The sequence below is a fragment of the Streptomyces sp. URMC 129 genome, from assembly GCF_051386415.1.
Lineage (GTDB): Bacteria > Actinomycetota > Actinomycetes > Streptomycetales > Streptomycetaceae > Streptomyces.
This window is the reverse complement of sequence record NZ_JBPQTQ010000127.1, coordinates 1-18,978: the sequence shown is the minus strand read 5'-3', so window position 1 is coordinate 18,978 and position 18,978 is coordinate 1. Positions and strand designations below refer to the sequence as shown.

Below are 18,978 nucleotides of genomic sequence, written 5' to 3'. Positions count from 1 at the left end.
CGGGCCGCGGCCGGTGCCGACGGGGACGCCGAGGCCGCGTGCGAGGCGGCGGCCACCGAGCACCTGCCGGACGCCTGGCAGGCCGACGTCTCCTGCCCCCTGGTGGGCACCGTGCGCCGCGCCGAGGTCGGCCTGGAGGTCCCGGTCCTCTTCCCCGGCGCGCTCAACCTGCCCCTGACGATCACCGGTTCGGCCGGCGCCGCCGAGGAGGGCTGACCCATGGCCGGACGGACACCGCGGTGCCGCACCCGGCGCCGCACCGGGTGGCGGGACGACCGGGGCGTGACCGCCGTCGAGTTCGCGGGCTGGCTGCCGTTGCTCGTTCTTGTCGGCCTCACCGCGCTTCAGCTCGGACTCGTCGGGTATGCCGCACAGCAGGCGGGGTCCGCGGCCAGGGCCGCCGCCAGGACCGCCGCGCAGGAGGAGATCGAGGACGAGTACGCCGCCGTGGGCCGGGCGGCCGTCAGCGACTGGCTGACCGTGGACGTCACCGCGGTGGAGTCGTGCGGCGAGGAGGCCACCGTGACGGCGAGCGTCTCGGTCCCCTCCGTGCTGCCGTTCCTCGACGTCTTCGGCGAGGCCACCAGGACCGTGACGATGCCGTGCGACTGAGGCGGGCGAGGTGCGGCGGGCGGAACAGCGGACGCGGCCGGCGTGACCGGCGCGCCCCGCGCGACCGGAACAACAGCGAGGTGAGGAGCGAGCGATGGGCCTGAGATCCCGAGTCCACGCGCCCGACGAGGCCGCCGACACCGGCCCCGGCGACGGCCGGCTCGTCGCGACCTACCGCGCCAAGCTGCTGGAGGAGATCGACCTCGCCGAGATGTCCTCGCTCGGCACCGGCGAGCGCCGCGAGCGCCTCGAACGCGTGCTGGGCCACATCCTCAGCCGCGAGGGCCCCGTGCTGTCCACCCAGCAGCGGGCCCTGCTCATCCGCCGCGTCGTGGACGAGGCACTGGGCCTCGGCATCCTCGAACCGCTCCTGGAGGACGCCTCCATCACCGAGATCATGGTCAACGGCCCCGACCAGATCTACGTCGAGCGCGCCGGCCGCGTCGAGCGGCTGCCGCTGCGCTTCGCGTCCGAGGAGCAGCTCATGCAGACCATCGAGCGCATCGTCTCCACGGTCAACCGCCGCGTGGACGAGTCGAACCCGATGGTCGACGCCCGCCTGCCCACCGGCGAGCGCGTCAACGTCATCATCCCGCCGCTGGCGCTGAGCGGCGCCACGCTCACCATCCGCCGCTTCCCGCGCGCCTACACCCTCGCCGAGCTGATCGGCTTCGGCACGCTGGACGAACAGCTGGTCATGCTGCTGTCCGGGCTGGTCCGGGCGAAGTTCAACGTCATCGTCTCCGGCGGCACCGGCTCCGGGAAGACCACCCTGCTCAACGCGCTCAGCGGCCTGATCCCCGAGGGCGAACGCATCGTCACCGTCGAGGACGCCGCCGAACTCCAGCTCCAGCAGAGCCACGTCATCCGGCTGGAGTCCCGCCCGCCCAACATCGAGGGCAAGGGCGAGGTCACCATCCGCGACCTCGTGCGCAACTCGCTGCGCATGCGCCCCGACCGCATCATCGTCGGCGAGGTCCGCGGCGGCGAGACCCTCGACATGCTCCAGGCCATGTCCACCGGCCACGACGGCTCGCTCGCCACCGTGCACGCCAACAGCGCGGAGGACGCGCTGCTGCGGCTGCAGACCCTGGCCTCCATGTCCGAGCTCCAGGTGCCGTTCGAGGCGCTGCGCGACCAGATCAACAGCGCGGTCGACGTCCTCGTCCAGCTCACCCGGCACCCCGACGGCTCCCGCCGCCTGGCCGAGATCGCCATCCTCTCCTCGCGCGGCCGGGAGCCGTTCCGCATCGCCACCGTCGCGGAGTTCCGCGCCGAGCCGATGACGCCCGACGGCCGCGTGCACGGCCGCTTCCACCACTACCCGGTCCCGCGGGCCGTCGCCGACCGCCTCTACCTGGCCGGCGAGCCGATCCCGCAGGCGTTCGGCGTCCACCTCGACGACTCCCACCTCGCCGTCCGGGAGGCGAGCTGATCCATGGGCACCCTGTCCCTCCTCGTCCTCGGCCTCGCGCTGCTCGCGCTGGTCTGCGCCGTGGCCGGGCTCCAGCTCTACGCCGGTGGGCGCGAGCAGCGGCGGCTCGTGCTCAGCCGCCTCACCGGGCCGGTCGCCGCCCCGGCCGACGCCGCGGCCCCCGCCGACGGCCCGGCCCCCGAGGCGGTGTCCGCGCCGGCCGGCCGCAGGCGCCGCTTCCAGCGCCTCGACCGGCGGCTGCGCCGCACCGAGCTGGGCCGCCGCCTGCGCCTGAAGCTCCAGGCCACCGGCCTCGACCTGACGGTCGGCGAGTACGCGGCGTACGTCCTGGCGGCGGTCGCCGGCCTCTGGCTGATCGGCTCGGCGGTGCTGGCGCCGTTCTTCGGCCCGGTCTTCGCGCTCGTCGCCCTCTGGGGCGGCAACCTCTTCCTCAACTGGCAGCGGACCCGGCGCACCGAGCGGTTCATCAACCAGCTCCCGGAGCTGGCCCGCCTCATCGCCAACGGCACCGCCGCCGGCCTGGCCATGCGCACCGCCCTGTCCATGGCCGCCGAGGAGATGGACGACCCGGCCGGCGCCGAGCTGGCCATCGTCGCCAACCAGCTCGCCGTCGGCCGCTCCCTGGAGGAGGCCCTGCACGAGCTGGGCACCCGGCTGCCGTCCCGCGAGCTGAACGTGCTGGTCACCACCCTGATCCTGGCCAACCGGGCCGGCGGCACCATCGTGGCCTCGCTGCGCAACCTCACCGCCACGCTGGAGGAGCGCAAGGAGACCCGCCGCGAGGTGCGCACCATGCTCGCCGAGATCAACGCCACCGCCGTCACCGTCCCGGTGCTCGGCCTCGGCGCGCTGCTGATGATCAACGCCATGTCGCCCGGCGCCCTCGGCCGCGTCACCGGCAGCCCCGGCGGGCAGATCGCGATGCTGATCGCGCTCGGCCTGTACGTCGTCGGGTTCGTCGTCGTGCGCCGCTTCGGCCGGATCGACGTCTGAGGGAGTACAGGGAGTACGCCGCATGGGACTGCTGCTCGGCCTGGCCATGGGCGCCGCCGTCTTCGGGATCGTCACCGCCGTGCGCATGATGCGCTCCGGCACCCCGTTGCCCGCCGACCTCCAGCTCGCCCTGGAGGTCGGCTCCACCCGCGTCTCGGCCGGCGGCTCCGCCGTCGACCGGCTCGGGATCCGCTTCGCGCCGCTGGTGCTGCGGCTGATGGGCCGCAAGGCCGTCGACCGCAAGCGCAAGCGGATCGACCAGGCGGGCAACCCCGAGGGCCTCACCATCGACCGGTACGCCGCCCGCCGCGCGGTCTACGGGATCTTCGGCCTGCTGACCACGCTGGTCTTCGTCGCGGCCGGCTTCCCGCTCTTCGCGCTGTTCGGCCTCGCCTTCGGCGCGTTCGCGGCCGACCTGGCGATCTGGCAGGGCATCAGGACGCGGCGGGACGTCATCGATCGCACCCTGCCGGACTTCCTCGACGTGCTGGCGGTCGTCGTCTCGGCCGGCCTCGGCTTCCGGCAGGCGCTGGACCGGGTCTCCGCCCGGTACGAGGGCCCGTGGGCGGACGAGATCCGCATCGCGCTGCGCCAGATGGACGTGGGCGTCTCCCGGCGCCAGGCGTTCGACGAGCTGCGCCGCCGCAACGACTCGGAGCCGGTCAACCAGTTCGTCTCCGCCCTCCAGCAGGGCGAGGAGCTCGGCGCCCCGATCGCGGACACGCTGATCCAGATCGCCCGCGACATGCGCCGCACCGACGCCCAGAACGCCCGCCGCCGCGCGGCCCGGGCGATCCCGATGGCGACGATGGCGACGCTGGTCTTCATGGTCCCGGCCACGATGATCATCATCGTGACCGGGATGATCCTGGGATCGGGCACCGACTTCGGCCAGGTCCTCGGGGACTGAGCTGTCCTCGGGGACTGAGCTGTTGCGAACCCGTAGCGAAGCGACGACCGGCCCGCGCGTACGCTGGGCCGGAAGGGGGTGCCGCCGATGGCAGATCTCGACGTCACATACCAGGACATGCACGATGCGGCCGACCGGCTCCACACGGCCAAGGAGGAGCTGACGACCAAGCTGGACCAGCTGCGGGTGTACGTCAGCGACCTGGTCCAGGACGGCTACGTCACGACCCGTTCCTCACGGGCGTTCGATCAGTCGTACGAGGAGTTCACGACCGGCGGCCGGCAGGCCGTGGAGTCCCTCCAGGGACTGGGCGACTTCCTGCACGGCGCGGCGGACGGCTTCCGCGACCTGGACAAGCAGTTGGAGGAAGGGCTCCGCGAATGACGACGGCCGACAAGTGGACCGACGCGGTCACGATCGAACGCCAGGGGTTCCGGATATCGGTGCCCGACTCCTGGTGGGAGTTCGACCTGCGCCCGGAGAGCAGGGACGACAGCATTCGCCGCATGGTCGACGAACGCGTCCAGGGTCAGCCGGAGATGGCCGAGCACCGCGACGTGATCACGTCGTTCCTGCGCCGCCAGGCGCGCGAGGCGTGGGACTCGGGCGCGGTCTACTGCGGCTGCATGGCCCAGAGCTTCGGCGGCGGCCCGCCGATCACCGCGTCCGTGACCGTCTCGGTGATCGGCGCCCGCACCTCCTCCGGCGAGGCCCTGCCGACCGACCCGGCCTCGATCGCGGCCCAGCTGGGCACGCGGACGGCCCGCAAGGAGGGCGACGCGTGGCGCGAGGTGTCGACGGTGGAGATCAAGGACGTCGGCGTGGCCGCCCGCACCCGCGGCATCGAGGACATCCCGGTCCCCGGCGACACGCGCCACGTGCGCGCGGTGCTGATGCAGACGTTCATCCCGGTGCCGGACGACGACGCCCGGGCGGTGGCGCTGGTGTCGGGCAGCAGCCAGGTGCTGGACCTGGCCGACTCGTTCTTCGACGTCTTCGACGCCATCACGTCCACGTTCCGCTTCATCTGACCCGAGAGAGCCGGGGGGGAACCATGTCCGACGAGCGCCTCGCGATCCCGCTGGACGAACTGAGCGAGTTCGCCCCGCAGTTGCGCGCGGTCAAGGAATACATGAACCGTACGGGGGACACCTTCGACGAGTACAACGACTCGTTCGGGGACGGCAGGATCGTCGACGCCCTCGACAGCTTCGTCAGCGGCTGGCGCGACGGCCGCGGCGACATCAGCGAACAGCTCACCGGCCTCGCCGAGATGGCGGAGACGGTGATCCGCACGGTCAACGACTTCGAGGCGGAGCTGGAGCGCTCCCTCCAGGACGGCGGCGGCGAGGGCGGCGGACAGCAGCAGGCGGTCTAGGAACGGCGATTGCCCGCCCCGCCGGATGGGCACGGGTGCTCACGCACCGAGCGAGGGGTCGCGCTCAGTTGTCCACGGCACTACGGAATGCCAACGGATCGCCGGGGTCTCCCTGCCCAAGTCGCGCTCGGTGTGGCACAGTCAGTGCCGATAGCTGTACGGGTTGGCCCGCTGGGAGGGGGTCGGGCATGGCGCATCCCGCCGACGCACGGGTGCCCTCGGGGCAGAACGGCCACCCGTCCCCCATACCCGGACGCCACGCTTCGCAGTACGGTGAGGCGCGGCGGAACAGGGGCCATGAGAGGCCGGCTGAACCGGCGTCAGCCGGAGGAGAGGGACGCCATGAGCAGGCTGCTGTCGACCTGGACCCACAAGATCGCCCAACGCCTCCACGGCCGCTTCGACGACCGCGGCGCGGGCTTCGTGGAGTACGCGGGGTTGCTGCTCCTGATCGCTTCCGTGGTCGTTGCCGTGATGGCGCTGGATCTCGACACCACCGTGTCCGACTCCATCCGGGAAGCGGTCGGAAGCATCACCGGCGGCTGACCGGCGACCCGAGCCGGGGCGCCGTCTTCCCGCTCTACATATGGATGATCACCGGGCTGCTGTCGGTGGCCTTCCTCTTCTTCGTCTTCGCGCAGGCGGCGGTCCTCCGCGGCAGCGGCCAGTCGGCGGCCGACGCGGCGGCCCTCGCCGCGGCCCGGGAGGGCAGGGACCACCTCTACGAGGAGTTCCTCGACGCCCTGAGCGGCGACGGTGACCTGGAGGACGTGCTGGAGGGCGACGACTTCGACGTACCCGAGGCGTGCGGGGAAGCCGCGCCCCGGCTGGCCGACCGCAACGACGCCGTCGTCACCTCGTGCGACCCGGATCACGAACGTACCGGCTACACCGTGGGGGTGGAGACCCGCGACACTGTGGGGGAGTCCCTCATCCCCGGCACGGAGGACCAGACGGCGCGTGCCGAGGCGACGGCCGTCATCCGGAGCCGGTGCGAGCGCGAGTCCCAGGAGGACGACCGTGTGGAGCTCCGCTGCGATGACGACGGGGATCTGTCCTTCGACCCCGGCAACGAGGACGAACTGCCCGAGGCCAGGGACCTGTTCTCCATCTATCTGGACGATTGACCGACGACGAGTTGAAGGTAAAGGAACCGCCCCCGATGGACCTCCGTGATAGCAAGTCGCGCCTGATCCTGATCGTTGTCGCTCTGGGCGCCGCACTCGTGGTCGCCGTCGCCAGTTGTGGCGGGGGAGGCGGTGACGACGGCGGCGACGTCGGCAGTTCGCCCACGGGCCAGGCGGACGGCGGGAACACGGAGGAGGACGGTTCGGCCGAGGGCGAGCCGTCGGGCGAGGGCGAGCCGGTGGAACCGGAAATCCTGGGCCAGGTGACCGGTGAGGAGAACATCACCCTGACGATCACCCGCGCCGAGCGCGAGGCCGGCGGCTTCCTCACGATCGAGGGGACCATTCACAACGGCGGCAGCGAGAACTGGGGCACCTCGGCCTGGGCGGGCGAGGAGAACGAACTGGCCGGCAACGACTTCTCCATGGCCGGGGCCACGCTGACCGCCCAGGAAGAGCGGAAGAGGTATCTGATCCTGCGGGACACCGACGGCCGCTGCCTGTGCACCAACTTCGGGCTGCAGATCGACGCCGGCGCCACGCAGAACTGGTTCGCCCAGTTCCCCCAGCCCGACGCGGAGACCACGGAGGTCGACTTCCAGATCGGGCAGATGCCTCCCGTCACCATCGAGATTCACTGAGGGGTCGTGATGAGGTACCTGCTGCACCAGTCGGGCCGTGCCGCCGCCGTCCTGACGACCGCCCTGGTCGTCGGGACGTTCGCCGTGCCGGTGGCGGCGGCCGACGAGAACGACGAAGTCGTCGAGCAGCCGCCGGGCTACGAGGCCCCGCCGCCGCCCGACATCGATCCCGACGCGGCCGGGCTGATGCTCGGCGACGGGGCCACCCTCGCCGAGCCGCGCGTGCTCGATATCAAGTTCGCCAACGAGGGGTTCGACAGCACCGAACAGCCCGACGACGGCGGTGACGACGGTGGCACCGGCGGCGACGAGGAGCCCGGCGGGCAGGAGCCCAACGGCGGCGGGGACGGCGCACAGCGCGAGGAACAGACCGGCGGACAGCACAAGTTCACGCTCCAGACGGACGTTCTGTTCGCCGAGGGCAGTGACCAGCTCTCCGAGGACTCGCGCGGCGCCCTCATGGAGGTCGCCACCGCCATCAACGAGTACCAGCCGTCACAGGTGAACATCTTCGGGTTCACCGACGACCAGGGCTCGTACGAAAGCGGTACCGAACTCTCCCTGGGCCGGGCGAGGAACACGCACGAAGCGCTGATGGAACTCCTCGACAACCCCCAGGTCATCAACTTCAACGTCCGTGGCTACAGCGAGGACTACCCCCTGTACGACAACGCGACCGAGGAAGGACGCCAGCGCAACCGGCGGGTGGAGATCTCCTGGCCGACCGGCGAGTGAGGGCTCTCAGCCGTTGATCCGCCACTGCGTCGCGGTCATGAGGTAGGTGCGCAGGTTCTCGTTGTACGGATCGACGGAGACGTCGTCGATCCAGAGCAGCACCAGGTTGTTCTCCGCGGTCTCCGCGCAGATCCCGACGCCCGGGTGCAGCGTGGCGTCCTCCATGATGTCCTGCACGGAGATGACGTTGGGCAGGGTGGTGGCGTTGGCCGCCTCGTGACACTCCTCGGGTGTGGCGTCCGGGTCGTCGATGGTGCCCGCGAAGGTCTCCGGGTGGAACTCGATGCCCTGGCCCACCAGGTTCGGGTCGTCGCAGTAGATGTACTGCAGCTCCCAGTCGCCGAAGGGGCCACTGGCTCCCGAATAGCTGTTGTGCTCGACCCGCAGCTCGTCGAAGTCGACCAGCGTGTTGTTGGCTCCGATGCAGCGGTCGAGCGACACGTCCGTGTCAGGGGTGTACATCGGCGCCACGATGTTCAGTTCGGCGTCGCTGTTCGTCAGCGTGTAGGGCGCGTCCGGGCCGGGGGTCGCCGGTGGGGATCCGGTGCCGCCCCCGGCCCCGGCCGCCTCGCCCGCCTCGTCGTTCCCGGGCCCCTCCCCGGTCGGTGCGGAGGTCTGGGCGGTGTCCGGGGCGCCGTCGTCCGGCGAGTCGCCGTCGCCCAGGTCCAGGAGCGACACGAGCAAGCCACCCGCGACAGCGGCCACCACGGCGGTGGCGGCCACCAGCGGCGCCACGCGGCGCCGGACCCGGCCCGGTGGATCGGTCGGGGCGGGAGCCGCGGTGGGGGCGGAGGCCGCCGAAGGCGGCACGGACGGCTCCGGCGACCGCGTCGGCGTGCGGGGCGTCGGAGGAGTGGAAGGGACGGGAGGAGCGGCGTTGACGCGGCTGGTCACCTCTGTTGCCACGGGGTGGGGGAGCCAGCTCTCCTCTCTCCGCAGGGTCTGGCCCGGGGACAGGGCGCGGCAGGCGTCGATCACCTCGGAGGGGGTGGGGCGGGCGGCCGGGTCCTTGGTCAGGCAGGACGTGATCAGGTCGCGCAGGGCCGGCGGGGCCGCCGTCAGGTCGGGCGGGGACTGGGCGATCCGGTACATCACCGCGTGGGCCGTGCCCTCCCCGAAGGGGTGGGTGGCCGTCGCCGCGTAGTGCGTGATCAGGCCCAGGGCGAAGACGTCCGTCGCGGGCGTGGCCGGGGCGCCGGTGATCTGTTCGGGGGCCATGTACGCCGGCGTGCCCACCCGCACGTCCGCGCCCGTCAGGGCCGTGGCGTCGGCGGCGCGGGCGATGCCGAAGTCGATCACCTTCGGGCCGTCGGCCGCCAGCAGCACGTTGCCCGGCTTCAGGTCCCGGTGGATGATCCCGGCCCCGTGGATCGACTGGAGGGCCTCGGCCACGCCGCCCACCAGCAGCAGCACCGTCTCCACCGGCAGCGGCCCGTGCGTGCGCACCGCGTCGGACAGGGAGAGGCCGGGGACGAAGGCCGTGGCCAGCCAGGGGGCCGCGCCCTCGGTGTTGCTGTCGAGCACCGGCACCGTGTACACGCCCTGCACCCGCCGCGCCGCCCGCACCTCGCTCTCGAAGCGCCGCCGGAACTCCGGGTCCTGGGCGAACTCCGCCCGCACCACCTTGATCGCGACCGGCTGACCGCCGCGCGTATAAGAGAGGTAGACGCTGCCCATGCCGCCGGCGCCGAGGCGGGCCTGGAGCCGGTAGCCGGCCACCTCCCGCGGGTCCCCCGGCTCCAGCGCGCTGAACTGAGGCGGCGTGCCGTGCTGCCCTGCCATGCATGTCCCCCCGGCGGAAAGCGGATCGTGGCGTCTCGTGCGTCCGTGCGCATCCTAGTGCCGCCCGCCACGGCGCCCCGGGCCGCGCTTGCGCGCCCGCCGCCGCCCGGGTACGACGTCCCCATGACCACTGAGGACGGGTTCACCTATCCGGCCGTCGGCGCCACCCGCGACGCCGGCGCGGGGGCGACGCCGCCGCCCGGGTTCCACGCGCTGCGGGAGCGGACCCGCGTCGGCACCGGCCCGGCGGCCCTGGCGGCGGCCGGGCGGGCGCTGCTGGAGTGGCGCATGCACCGCGCCGTGGGCATGACCGTGGAGGCGGACGCCGACCGGGCGGCTCCGGGCGTCGCGGTCACGGTCGGCATGGGCGCCGGACCGCTGCGGCTGCGCGCGCCGTGCCGCGTCGTGTGGGTCGTGGACGAGCCGGACCGGGTCGGGTTCGCCTACGGCACGCTCCCCGGACATCCCGAGGCCGGTGAGGAAGCGTTCGTCGTCGAGCGGCTGCCGGACGACACGGTCTGGCTGACGGTCACGGCGTTCAGCCGGGGTGCCGCCTGGTACGCCCGCGCCGCCGGGCCCGTCGGCCGGGCCGCGCAGCGGGCCGTCGCCCGCCGCTACGGCCGCGCCCTGCGCCGCGTCGCGGACGGCTGACCGCCGCATGGGGGGACCAGGTTCCGGCCAGGTGGGGTAGTGTTCCGAACGTTGGCAGCCGCTGACACTTGTGCGGCCAGCGTCGTCACTCCCACCCCGGCGACGGCTGGCGGGGCGGACCGTGAGCCACCCCCCCCGCTCCGGTCCGGCCCCATTCCCCGGGCCGGTCTGCCCTCCCCCCACTCGGGCAGGCCGGCCCGCATTACGCTTCGGGCCGTGCACCCCCTCCTCATCGCCGCCGCCATGGGGTACGGCGCGCTGACCGGGCCGCTGCTCGTGCGGCCCGGGTACCGGCTGGCCGTCGATCCGGACCAGCCGTGGCGGTCCGCCTGCCCGGCCGGGCACCCGCTGGCCGCGCGCCCGCGCGGCTGGCTGGGGACCGGGCGCTGCGCGCGGTGCCTCCGCGACGGCGCGGACACCACGCCGCCACCCGCCTACGGGGCCTCGCCCCGCCGGCTCGCCGCCGTGGCCGCCGCGGTCTGCGCGCTGCTGGCCGCCGCCGTCGGCGCCCGCCCCGAGCTGGTCGTCTGGCTGCTGGCCGCGCCGGTCGCGGTGCTGCTCGCCACCGTCGACATCGCCGTGCAGCGGCTTCCCGACGTCCTCACCCTCCCGCTGGCCGCCGCCGTGGCCGCCGGGCTCGGCGTGGCCGCCCTGCTGCCCGCGGCCGGCGGGAGCTGGCGGCGGGCGCTTCTCGGCGGGGCCGTGCTGACCGGGGTGTACTTCCTCCTCTTCCTCATCAACCCGCGGGGCCTGGGCTTCGGAGACGTCAAACTGGCTACCTCGATCGGAGTAGCCCTGGGGTGGTACGGCTGGGCCGCGGTGTTCCTCGGCACGTTCGCCGGCTTCCTGCTCGCCGCCGGGTACGGATTCGCCCTGGTCATCGTGGGCAGGCCGCGGCGCGGACGGTCCATCCCGTTCGGCCCGTTCATGGTGCTGGGCGCCCTGGCGGCGCTCGTCCTGGGCGGACTCGCGGTCTGATTCTGTGGAAGGTGCAGCCACCATGGCCACTCATGCGTTACCGTGGAATCCCCCCCTCGGGCCGGTCCGTCACCCCCCCCACGGACCGGCCCGCTTTTGTGCCCGGCCCGTGCCGGACCGGCGGCCGGATCCTTCGGTCGCGGTGCCCGGGGCGGTGCCGGCGGCAGTAGAGTGCCGGGGTCGGGGACGAGGGCACCGGAGGGGCTGACAGACACGATGAGGAACAAGCTGCGCCGCCTGGCCGTGAGGCTGTACGCACGGCGGGTGGAGGGCAGTCTCGACACCGACCGCGGGCCGAAGCACATCGGCGTCATCCTGGACGGCAACCGCCGCTGGGCCAAGGCGGCGGGCAGCACCACGCGGCAGGGGCACGAGGCGGGCGCCGCCAAGATCCACGAGCTGCTCGGCTGGTGCGCCGAGACGGATGTCGAGGTCGTCACGCTCTGGATGCTGTCGACGGACAATCTCAACCGCGCCCCCGAGGAGCTCACCCCGCTGCTGTCGATCGTCGAGGGCGCGGTCCGCGGCCTGGCCGAGGACGGCCGCTGGCGCGTCAACCACGTGGGCGCGCTGGACGTCCTGCCGGAGCGCACGCGGCACGTGCTGCGGGAGGCCGAGGAGATGACCCGGGGCCGCACGGGGATACTCGTCAACGTCGCGGTGGGCTACGGCGGCCGGCAGGAGATCACCGACGCCGTCCGCTCCCTGCTGGCCAAGCGCGCGGCCGAGGGGCAGACGCTGGAGCAGGTCGCCGAGGGCCTGGAGGTGGAGGACATCTCCGAGCACCTCTACACCCGCGGCCAGCCGGACCCGGACCTGGTGATCCGCACCAGCGGCGAGCAGCGGCTGTCGGGGTTCATGCTCTGGCAGAGCGCCCACTCGGAGTACTACTTCTGCGAGGCGTACTGGCCGGCCTTCCGCAAGGTCGACTTCCTGCGGGCGCTGCGCGACTACGCCGCCCGGCACCGGCGTTACGGCATCTGAGCCGGCCGCGGAACACCGGGCGGCCGTCCGGCGAACGTTCCCGTACGGGCCGGGGGCCGGGCGGACACTCCGCCCGGCCAGCGCATTCTTCGCATGAGATGCGCAGCCAGCGGGCATATTCCCGGCGGACAGCGCGTCGTCGCTGTCCGCCGGGAGGCCCGTTTGCGCACCACGTCACCCCCTCAGTCAGGTGGGGATCAGGGCCGGTACCGGGCCCGCGCGCATGCGGGCCGGCGCCGGCCGTCTGACCCCCGGCGCTCCGGGCGCCGTGATTCCGCACCTCATCCGAGGGGGTTCGTCCACACGTGGTCACCAGCAACAAGCGCTCGAACGACCGGCGCATGTACGTCCTCGACACCAGCGTCCTGCTCGCCGACCCGGCGGCCATCACCCGCTTCGACGAGCACGAGGTCGTCCTGCCGGTCGTGGTCATCTCCGAGCTAGAGGCGAAGCGGCACCACCCCGAACTCGGATACTTCGCGAGGGAGGTCCTGCGTCGCCTGGACGAGTTCCGCGTGCGGCACGGCAGGCTCGACACCCCGCTGCCCATCGGTGACTTGGGCGGCACGCTGCGGGTCGAGCTGAACCACTCCGATCCGGCGGTCCTGCCGGCCGCCATGCTGAACGAGCGGGGCCGTCTGGCGGACAACGACTCGCGCATCCTCGCGGTGGCGCGCAACCTCCAGGCCGAGGGGCACGACGTCACGGTCGTCTCCAAGGATCTGCCGCTGCGCATCAAGGCGTCGTCGGTCGGGCTCGCGGCCGAGGAGTACCGCGCCGAGCTGGCGATAACCGACGCCGACGGCTGGACCGGCATGGTGGACATCACCCTGACCGGAGAGGCCGTCGACGAGCTGTTCGCCACCGAGAGCGTCCACGACGAGCAGGCCGCCGCGCTGCCCGTGCACACCGGTCTCGTCATCTCCTCCGAGCGGGGGCACGCGCTGGGCCGGGTCACGCCGGACGGGCGGGTGAGGCTGGTGCGCGGGGACCGGGAGGCGTTCGGCATCCACGGGCGCAGCGCCGAGCAGCGGATCGCGCTCGACCTGCTGCTCGACCCGTCGGTCGGGATCGTCTCGATGGGCGGCCGGGCGGGCACCGGCAAGTCGGCGCTCGCGCTCTGCGCGGGACTGGAGGCCGTGCTGGAGCGGCGCCAGCACAGCAAGGTGATGGTCTTCCGCCCGCTGTACGCGGTCGGCGGCCAGGACCTGGGCTATCTGCCGGGCACCGAGGCCGAGAAGATGAACCCGTGGGCCCAGGCGGTGTTCGACACCCTGTCGGCGGTCACCACCCGCGAGGTGATCGAGGAGGTGGTGGCGCGCGGCATGCTGGAGGTGCTGCCGCTGACCCACATCCGGGGCCGGTCGCTGCACGACGCGTTCGTCATCGTGGACGAGGCCCAGTCCCTGGAGCGGAACGTGCTGCTGACGGTGCTGTCCCGGATCGGCCAGGACTCGCGCGTGGTGCTCACGCACGACGTCGCCCAGCGGGACAACCTGCGGGTGGGCCGGTACGACGGCGTGGTGGCGGTGGTGGAGAGGCTCAAGGGCCACCCGCTCTTCGCCCATGTGACGCTGACCCGTTCCGAGCGGTCGCCCATCGCTGCCCTGGTGACGGAGATGCTGGAGGACGGCCGGATCTAGGGACGCCTCCCGGCACCCCGGAGCGGACGCCCGCCCCCCTGCCCCGAAAGGGGGGGGGGGGCGGAACTCCGGTCATATGATGCCGGGTTTCCCTTATGGGGCAACGGGGGCGTGATCGCCTCGCCGACGGGACCGCCGGGGCGCCGTAGGCGCAGGTGGGGGCCTTGATAAGGCTTATCCGCGATTTGACAAGCCCAAACGGCGTGTGACCTTTCCCACATGGGGCTGAATTGCCTCGGGGTGTCCGCGTCCGGCAGTGTGTGCGTCTGTCAGGCCCCGCATACGGCCCCGATGTCCCCCAAGGGCACCGCAAGGACTGCGTTTTACAACTGAACAGCCGCTCGCCGTATGCCGCCCGAAGTACCACGCGGGTCCCGCGCCTCACCGCGCGAGACTCCGACCGGGCCAGTGCCTCCTGTGACCACACCCAGGGGAGGCCCGTGTCAGGGGCACGATTGCGCCCACAGGGTCAGCCGAGTGGGCGATGTCGGAAGGAAAACCGTGTGACCGGGATTTCGGTCCGGGGATTCGCAGTGGCGTCCGCTACCGCGGTGACCACCGTCGGCGCTGCCGTCGGTGTCGCGTCCGGAGACGAGCAGGCTCGTCCCGCGGACGCCATCGAGGTGGTCGCGGCGGACGCGACGCTGCTCGCTGAGATACCCGCCGGCACGAATGCCCAGCTGCACACAGCGTCGTTGACGCAGCAGGCGGAGTCGCAGGCCGACGCGGCCGACGCGGAGGCCCGGCGGGCCGCGCAGGAGGCCGCGCGCATCCAGGCGGCCGAGGACGCGGCCGAGCGGAGGGCCGCGGCGGAGCGCGAGGCCCAGGAGCAGGCGGAGCGCGAGGCGGAGGAGGCCGCCCTGGAGGCGCAGGCCGCCGCCGCGGCGGCGAGCGACACGAGCTTCCCCGTGCAGTCGTCGTACACGAAGGCGGAAGTCCAGGCGATGGCCCGCCAGATCGTGGCGGCCGACCAGTTCCAGTGCTTCTCCAACATCGTGGACCACGAGAGCGGCTGGGACCACACCGCGACGAACCCGTCCTCGGGCGCGTACGGCCTGATGCAGGCCCTGCCCGGTTCGAAGATGGCCTCGGCGGGAGCCGACTGGCAGACGAACCCGGCCACCCAGATCCGCTGGGGCGTGAACTACATGAACGACCGCTACGGAAGCCCGTGCGGCGCCTGGGACTTCTGGACCGCCAACGGCTGGTACTGATCCGTTCCACGCACCGTGAAGTCCCCGTACCGAATCCGGTACGGGGACTTCGGCGTTCCCGGGATGCGGGGCGCCGGGGGGCCGCGCACGGTAACGTCTGCCGCGCACCGCGGTGAGCCACATGGGGGCGGAGGGAAACGGGATGTCACGACTGAGCCGGGCCCGGGAGGGCCTTGGGCGTGTCACCAGACGCGTGCTGGGCCTCAGGGCCGCTGCCGAGCGCGAGCAGGAGCGCCTGGAGGCGGAGGCCGGGGAGCGCGGCGAGGCCGAGGCGGCGGAGGCGGTGCCCGAGCTGCGGCGCGGGCCGGATCCGGCGGATCGCCCGCTGGAGGCAAGGGTCCGTCAGGCCGTGCTCTCCGGCGGGCCGTCGCTGCCCGCCGCGGGCGAGGGCGCGGCGGGCGGCGGGCGAAGGCCGGGCGGCGGGGCCCCGGCGCCGGCGGAGCGGCCCGAGCCGGCCGAGGTGATCCCGTGGGGTGTCCGGGTCGCGGCCGAGGCGGGCTGGCGGACGCTGGTGCTGGCCGGGGTGATCTGGGTGCTGATGCAGGTGGTCAGCGCGATCAGCCTGCTCGTCATCTCCTTCACCGCCGGTCTGCTGATCACGGCGCTGCTCCAGCCGGTCGTGGGCTGGCTCAAGCGCGCGGGCTTCAGCCGCGGCGCGGCGACGGCGGTCACCGCGTTCGGCGGCTTCGCGGTCATGGGCCTGATCGGCTGGTTCGTGGTGTGGCAGGTGATAGAGAACTCCGACCGGCTCGTGGACCAAGTGCAGGACGGCATCGAGGAGTTGCGGGACTGGATCCTGGAGCTGCCGTTCGACATCACCGAGGACAACCTCAACGAGTGGGTCGACAACGTCAACCAGTGGATCAGCGACAACAGTGACACGCTGACCTCGGCCGGGCTCGAAGGCGTCAACTACGTCGTCGAGTTCCTGTCCGGGGCCGGTATCACCCTCTTCGTCGTCCTCTTCCTCCTCTACGACGGCCAGGGCGTGTGGCACTGGTTCCTGCGGCTGGTGCCGCGCGCGGCGCGCGAGGGCGTCGCGGGGGCCGGGCCGCGCGCCTGGATCACCCTGACCGGCTATGTGCGGGGCACGGTGATAGTGGCGCTGATCGACGCGATCGGCATCGGGATCGGGCTGTTCGTGGTCGACGTGCCGATGGCCGTGCCGCTGGCCGTGATCGTCTTCGTCTCGTCGTTCGTGCCGCTGGTCGGCGCCATCGCGTCGGGCGCGCTGGCGGTCCTGGTGGCCGTGGTGACCAACGGCGTGATGGACGCGGCGCTGGTGCTGGGCGTGGTGCTGCTGGTCCAGCAGATCGAGGGCCACATCCTGCAGCCGTTCATCCTGGGCCGGATGGTCCGGGTGCACCCGCTGGCCGTGGTGCTCGGCGTGGCGGCCGGATCGATGCTGGCGGGCATCCCGGGCGCCATCGTGGCCGTGCCGCTGATCGCCGTGACCAGCACGGTCGTCGGCTACCTGCGCGCGTACCAGGAGGAGGCCGACCGGCGCGCCGGAACGGTGCTCAGCGGCGCGACCGTGGCCGAGCTGGCCCCGACCCCGGCGGTCGCGGTCACCGAGCCCGGACCGGGGCCCGACACCGGGGCCGGGAACGGCGCCGCGAACGGCAACGGCAACGGGAACGGCGGCGCGGCGGACACGGCCGGGACCGGCGAGGACCGCGCGTAGGAGGGGGAGGGCCGGGCGCCGCCCGGTCCCTCAGCCCGCCCAGCCGTGCTTCGGCGGGTGCCGCACCTCCAGCAGCCACCCGAGCCGGTCGGTGTCGGCGTCCGTCCAGCCGGCGGGCGGCGCGATCGCCGCCCAGGCGTCCACCGGGTTCGAGCCGTACCGGTGCCCGTGCGGGGCCTGCGCCCCGTAGGACACGGCCATGTCCACCGTCGTCTGCCAGAAGGTGACGAACGGGAACCAGTCGATGGCCGACGTCACGTCCGGGCCCAGCGGCTCGTTCAGCCACTCCGGCCGCTGGAAGAGCAGGTTCGGGGACCACCACACGACCGGGTCCGAGGCGTTCTGCAGATAGACGATCCGGGGTTCCTCCCAGACCTCCCCGGCCGGGCGGACCAGGTCCTCCTCGGGGAACTGGGCGAACCGCACGTGCCGGCCCTCGTCGTACACCGGGCGCCACACCGGGCTGTCCGGGTCGCGGTTCTCGGTCAGCTCCGTGTGGATCGGGCTGAAGCTGGGCGGCCCGATCAGCAGGGCGCCGTCCGTCCTGGCGACCATGTCGTCCAGCCCGTCGAACGCCGACTCGATCGCGGAGACGGCCAGGCTCTCCCCGAACACCAGGAGCTTCGGGCGGTCGTCCTCCGGCTCCTGCTGCCACCGCGCGTAGACGGCGTCGAACAGCGCCTCGGTGGCGACGCCGGCCTCGTTCCTGTCCACCATGAACGACGCCCAGCTCGGGAGGTAGGAGTACTGCATGGTGACGACCGCGGTGTCGCCGCCGTGCATGTACTCCAGCGCCTCCACCGTCGTCGGGTTGACCCAGCCGGTGCCGGTGGTGCCGGTGACGGCCAGCACCTCGCGGTCGAACGCGCCGGTGCGCTCCAGCTCCCGCACGGCCAGCTCGGCGCCGTCCGCGTAGTCGTCGTAGGCGGCGCGGCCCACGTAGGCGCGGATGGGGTCGCGCGCCTCCTCGCCGGTGAAGTCCGCGATCTCCTCGCTGGAGATCGCGGTGCCGGTGAACGTCCGGCCCTTGTTGCCCAGGTCCTCCCAGGAGATGAGCGAGTCGGGGCTGCCGGAGAGCATCGGGGAGTACGGCCGCATCACGCCGGGGTCGGTGCTGCGGTCCTTGGCCGCGGCGATGCGGTCCGCTATCTCCAGGATGCCCCGGTCCCAGACCACGTCCCGGGTGCCGATGACCACGAAAGTGGTGCTGAGGACCAGCCCGAGGGCGACCGCGACCGGCCACGGCACGAAACGGTTCAGCAGCCGGGTCAGGGCGCGGGTGCCCAGCCGGATGGACCGGGCCACCACGAGCAGCAGCGCCAGCACGGCGAGCGAGATCAGCGCGATCATCAGCGAGTGCCAGGTGAGCGTGGGCGGCATCCCCTGCAGGCGGCGCAGCTCGCGCTGCATGTCGGCGCTCCGGCCGAGCAGGTAGGCGACGGTGCCGGGCAGCAGTACGAGGTACGCCAGCCAGCAGCGGGCCCGGACCCGTTCGCTCGGCAGCCAGGGCGACAGCAGGCGGAACAGCCAGCTCAGCAGCGCGCCGAGGCCATAGCCGATGGCGGCGGTGATGCCGCCGATGGCCCCCTGGTAGTACCAGGGTCTGGGGACCAGGGACGGCGTCAGGGACAGCCAGAAGAAGAAGGTGGCGGCCAGCCCGGCGGTCAGGTCGGGCCAGCGCCGGACGACCCAGGTGGACCCGGGCCGCTCCCAGTACGGCTTGCGGGCCACCGCCAGGGCGATGTCCCCGGCCCGGCGCGCGGCCGAGCGGAGGGCGGCCGAGCGGAGGGCGGCCGGCGCCGCGGCTCCGGGCCCGGTGGCGGACGTGGAGGCGGCGGGCCCGACCGCGGTGACCTGCTCGGGCACGGTGACGGGCCCGGCCGTTCCGGGCGGGATCAGGTCCGGCCCCGGCTCCTCCCGCGGCCGTTCCACGGTGTCCGGGGCGACGCCGCCGGGTCCGGGCGCGCGCTCGGATTCCGTGCCCGGTCCCGTCTGCTCACTCACTTCTTCTCCGCCCCGTCAGCCTCGACCGCGTGACCCTCACGCTAGGGGATCAGACGCGGCCCCGTTAAGCGGCGTTGCGACCTTGGTTCCCTTCCGTGCTTCCGGGGTGACGCGGACGTGTCTCCGCCGGAGCACGGGTACGCCGCCGCGCCGCCGGAGAAGCCCGGTCCGCGTCCGCCGGGCGTCCTCTCCCCCCCAGGCCGCCCC

General features: G+C 72.9%; 19 protein-coding genes and 1 pseudogene. 18 read left to right on the top strand and 2 right to left on the bottom strand.

From position 1 onward, the window contains the following. The 12 genes and pseudogenes from ACSNOC_RS22715 to ACSNOC_RS22660 all read left to right on the top strand — a co-directional run. Positions 1 to 216: pseudogene (locus ACSNOC_RS22715) on the top strand (ParA family protein); the annotation flags it as partial. A gap of 3 nt (positions 217 to 219) precedes the next feature. Then, positions 220 to 612: a TadE/TadG family type IV pilus assembly protein gene (locus tag ACSNOC_RS22710; protein ID WP_436749397.1), complete on the top strand. Its 393-nt coding sequence runs from the start codon at positions 220 to 222 to the stop codon at positions 610 to 612. Between the two features lie 94 nt (positions 613 to 706). After that, on the top strand, positions 707 to 2,047 hold the full coding sequence (locus ACSNOC_RS22705) for a CpaF family protein (RefSeq protein ID WP_436749396.1): 1,341 nt from the start codon (positions 707 to 709) through the stop codon (positions 2,045 to 2,047). Between the two features lie 3 nt (positions 2,048 to 2,050). Next, positions 2,051 to 3,040 (top strand): type II secretion system F family protein, encoded by a 990-nt coding sequence (locus tag ACSNOC_RS22700; RefSeq protein WP_436749395.1) that lies wholly within the window; start codon positions 2,051 to 2,053, stop codon positions 3,038 to 3,040. 22 nt (positions 3,041 to 3,062) lie between these two features. Next, entirely contained in the window at positions 3,063 to 3,950 is an 888-nt protein-coding gene (locus ACSNOC_RS22695; RefSeq protein ID WP_436749394.1) for a DUF5936 domain-containing protein, read from the top strand. Positions 3,951 to 4,037: 87 nt separating this feature from the next. After that, positions 4,038 to 4,334 (top strand): WXG100 family type VII secretion target, encoded by a 297-nt coding sequence (locus tag ACSNOC_RS22690; RefSeq protein WP_436749393.1) that lies wholly within the window; start codon positions 4,038 to 4,040, stop codon positions 4,332 to 4,334. Beyond that, the gene (locus ACSNOC_RS22685) at positions 4,331 to 4,981 is read left to right on the top strand and encodes a hypothetical protein (protein ID WP_436749392.1); all 651 of its coding nucleotides are present in this window, start codon (positions 4,331 to 4,333) and stop codon (positions 4,979 to 4,981) included. The genes ACSNOC_RS22690 and ACSNOC_RS22685 overlap by 4 nt, the downstream gene beginning before the upstream one ends. 23 nt (positions 4,982 to 5,004) lie before the next feature. Beyond that, positions 5,005 to 5,328 carry a hypothetical protein gene (locus ACSNOC_RS22680; RefSeq protein ID WP_436749391.1) on the top strand — a complete coding sequence of 108 codons (324 nt, stop codon included), beginning with the start codon at positions 5,005 to 5,007 and terminating at the stop codon, positions 5,326 to 5,328. Between the two features lie 342 nt (positions 5,329 to 5,670). Further along, positions 5,671 to 5,874, top strand: coding sequence for a hypothetical protein (locus ACSNOC_RS22675; protein WP_436749390.1), 204 nt, complete (start codon positions 5,671 to 5,673; stop codon positions 5,872 to 5,874). A 44-nt stretch (positions 5,875 to 5,918) separates the two neighbouring features. Continuing rightward, the gene (locus ACSNOC_RS22670) at positions 5,919 to 6,455 is read left to right on the top strand and encodes a hypothetical protein (protein WP_436749389.1); all 537 of its coding nucleotides are present in this window, start codon (positions 5,919 to 5,921) and stop codon (positions 6,453 to 6,455) included. Positions 6,456 to 6,490: 35 nt separating this feature from the next. Continuing rightward, positions 6,491 to 7,096, top strand: a complete 606-nt coding sequence (locus ACSNOC_RS22665) for a hypothetical protein (protein WP_436749388.1) — start codon at positions 6,491 to 6,493, stop codon at positions 7,094 to 7,096. 9 nt (positions 7,097 to 7,105) lie between these two features. After that, entirely contained in the window at positions 7,106 to 7,831 is a 726-nt protein-coding gene (locus tag ACSNOC_RS22660) for an OmpA family protein (protein ID WP_436749387.1), read from the top strand. Between the two features lie 6 nt (positions 7,832 to 7,837). On the opposite strand, the gene ACSNOC_RS22655 is transcribed toward ACSNOC_RS22660, so the two are convergent. Next, positions 7,838 to 9,613, bottom strand: a complete 1,776-nt coding sequence (locus tag ACSNOC_RS22655; RefSeq protein ID WP_436749386.1) for a serine/threonine-protein kinase — start codon at positions 9,611 to 9,613, stop codon at positions 7,838 to 7,840. Positions 9,614 to 9,736: 123 nt separating this feature from the next. Here ACSNOC_RS22655 and ACSNOC_RS22650 point away from each other — a divergent pair, with 123 nt between their 5' ends. From ACSNOC_RS22650 to ACSNOC_RS22625, 6 genes are all read left to right on the top strand, one after another. Then, a complete protein-coding gene (locus tag ACSNOC_RS22650; RefSeq protein ID WP_436749385.1) occupies positions 9,737 to 10,264 on the top strand; it encodes a DUF1990 family protein in 528 nt (175 codons plus the stop codon). A gap of 216 nt (positions 10,265 to 10,480) precedes the next feature. Next, a complete protein-coding gene (locus tag ACSNOC_RS22645; RefSeq protein ID WP_436749384.1) occupies positions 10,481 to 11,242 on the top strand; it encodes a prepilin peptidase in 762 nt (253 codons plus the stop codon). 216 nt (positions 11,243 to 11,458) lie between these two features. Beyond that, positions 11,459 to 12,226: an isoprenyl transferase gene (locus tag ACSNOC_RS22640; RefSeq protein WP_436749383.1), complete on the top strand. Its 768-nt coding sequence runs from the start codon at positions 11,459 to 11,461 to the stop codon at positions 12,224 to 12,226. Positions 12,227 to 12,531: 305 nt separating this feature from the next. Further along, entirely contained in the window at positions 12,532 to 13,869 is a 1,338-nt protein-coding gene (locus ACSNOC_RS22635) for a PhoH family protein (protein WP_436749382.1), read from the top strand. 503 nt (positions 13,870 to 14,372) lie between these two features. Then, positions 14,373 to 15,083, top strand: coding sequence for a transglycosylase SLT domain-containing protein (locus tag ACSNOC_RS22630; RefSeq protein WP_436749381.1), 711 nt, complete (start codon positions 14,373 to 14,375; stop codon positions 15,081 to 15,083). Between the two features lie 142 nt (positions 15,084 to 15,225). After that, positions 15,226 to 16,767 (top strand): AI-2E family transporter, encoded by a 1,542-nt coding sequence (locus ACSNOC_RS22625; RefSeq protein ID WP_436749380.1) that lies wholly within the window; start codon positions 15,226 to 15,228, stop codon positions 16,765 to 16,767. A 30-nt stretch (positions 16,768 to 16,797) separates the two neighbouring features. Here the strand turns inward: ACSNOC_RS22625 and ACSNOC_RS22620 are convergent, their stop codons facing one another. Beyond that, positions 16,798 to 18,771: an alpha/beta hydrolase gene (locus ACSNOC_RS22620; protein WP_436749379.1), complete on the bottom strand. Its 1,974-nt coding sequence runs from the start codon at positions 18,769 to 18,771 to the stop codon at positions 16,798 to 16,800. Between the last annotated feature and the right edge of the window lie 207 nt (positions 18,772 to 18,978).

Coding starts and splice junctions, on each gene's coding strand:
- ACSNOC_RS22710 (WP_436749397.1), top strand. CDS start 220: ATGGCCGGACGGACACCGCGGTGCCGCACCCGGCGCCGCACCGGGTGG.
- ACSNOC_RS22705 (WP_436749396.1), top strand. CDS start 707: ATGGGCCTGAGATCCCGAGTCCACGCGCCCGACGAGGCCGCCGACACC.
- ACSNOC_RS22700 (WP_436749395.1), top strand. CDS start 2,051: ATGGGCACCCTGTCCCTCCTCGTCCTCGGCCTCGCGCTGCTCGCGCTG.
- ACSNOC_RS22695 (WP_436749394.1), top strand. CDS start 3,063: ATGGGACTGCTGCTCGGCCTGGCCATGGGCGCCGCCGTCTTCGGGATC.
- ACSNOC_RS22690 (WP_436749393.1), top strand. CDS start 4,038: ATGGCAGATCTCGACGTCACATACCAGGACATGCACGATGCGGCCGAC.
- ACSNOC_RS22685 (WP_436749392.1), top strand. CDS start 4,331: ATGACGACGGCCGACAAGTGGACCGACGCGGTCACGATCGAACGCCAG.
- ACSNOC_RS22680 (WP_436749391.1), top strand. CDS start 5,005: ATGTCCGACGAGCGCCTCGCGATCCCGCTGGACGAACTGAGCGAGTTC.
- ACSNOC_RS22675 (WP_436749390.1), top strand. CDS start 5,671: ATGAGCAGGCTGCTGTCGACCTGGACCCACAAGATCGCCCAACGCCTC.
- ACSNOC_RS22670 (WP_436749389.1), top strand. CDS start 5,919: ATGATCACCGGGCTGCTGTCGGTGGCCTTCCTCTTCTTCGTCTTCGCG.
- ACSNOC_RS22665 (WP_436749388.1), top strand. CDS start 6,491: ATGGACCTCCGTGATAGCAAGTCGCGCCTGATCCTGATCGTTGTCGCT.
- ACSNOC_RS22660 (WP_436749387.1), top strand. CDS start 7,106: ATGAGGTACCTGCTGCACCAGTCGGGCCGTGCCGCCGCCGTCCTGACG.
- ACSNOC_RS22655 (WP_436749386.1), bottom strand. CDS start 9,613: ATGGCAGGGCAGCACGGCACGCCGCCTCAGTTCAGCGCGCTGGAGCCG.
- ACSNOC_RS22650 (WP_436749385.1), top strand. CDS start 9,737: ATGACCACTGAGGACGGGTTCACCTATCCGGCCGTCGGCGCCACCCGC.
- ACSNOC_RS22640 (WP_436749383.1), top strand. CDS start 11,459: ATGAGGAACAAGCTGCGCCGCCTGGCCGTGAGGCTGTACGCACGGCGG.
- ACSNOC_RS22625 (WP_436749380.1), top strand. CDS start 15,226: ATGTCACGACTGAGCCGGGCCCGGGAGGGCCTTGGGCGTGTCACCAGA.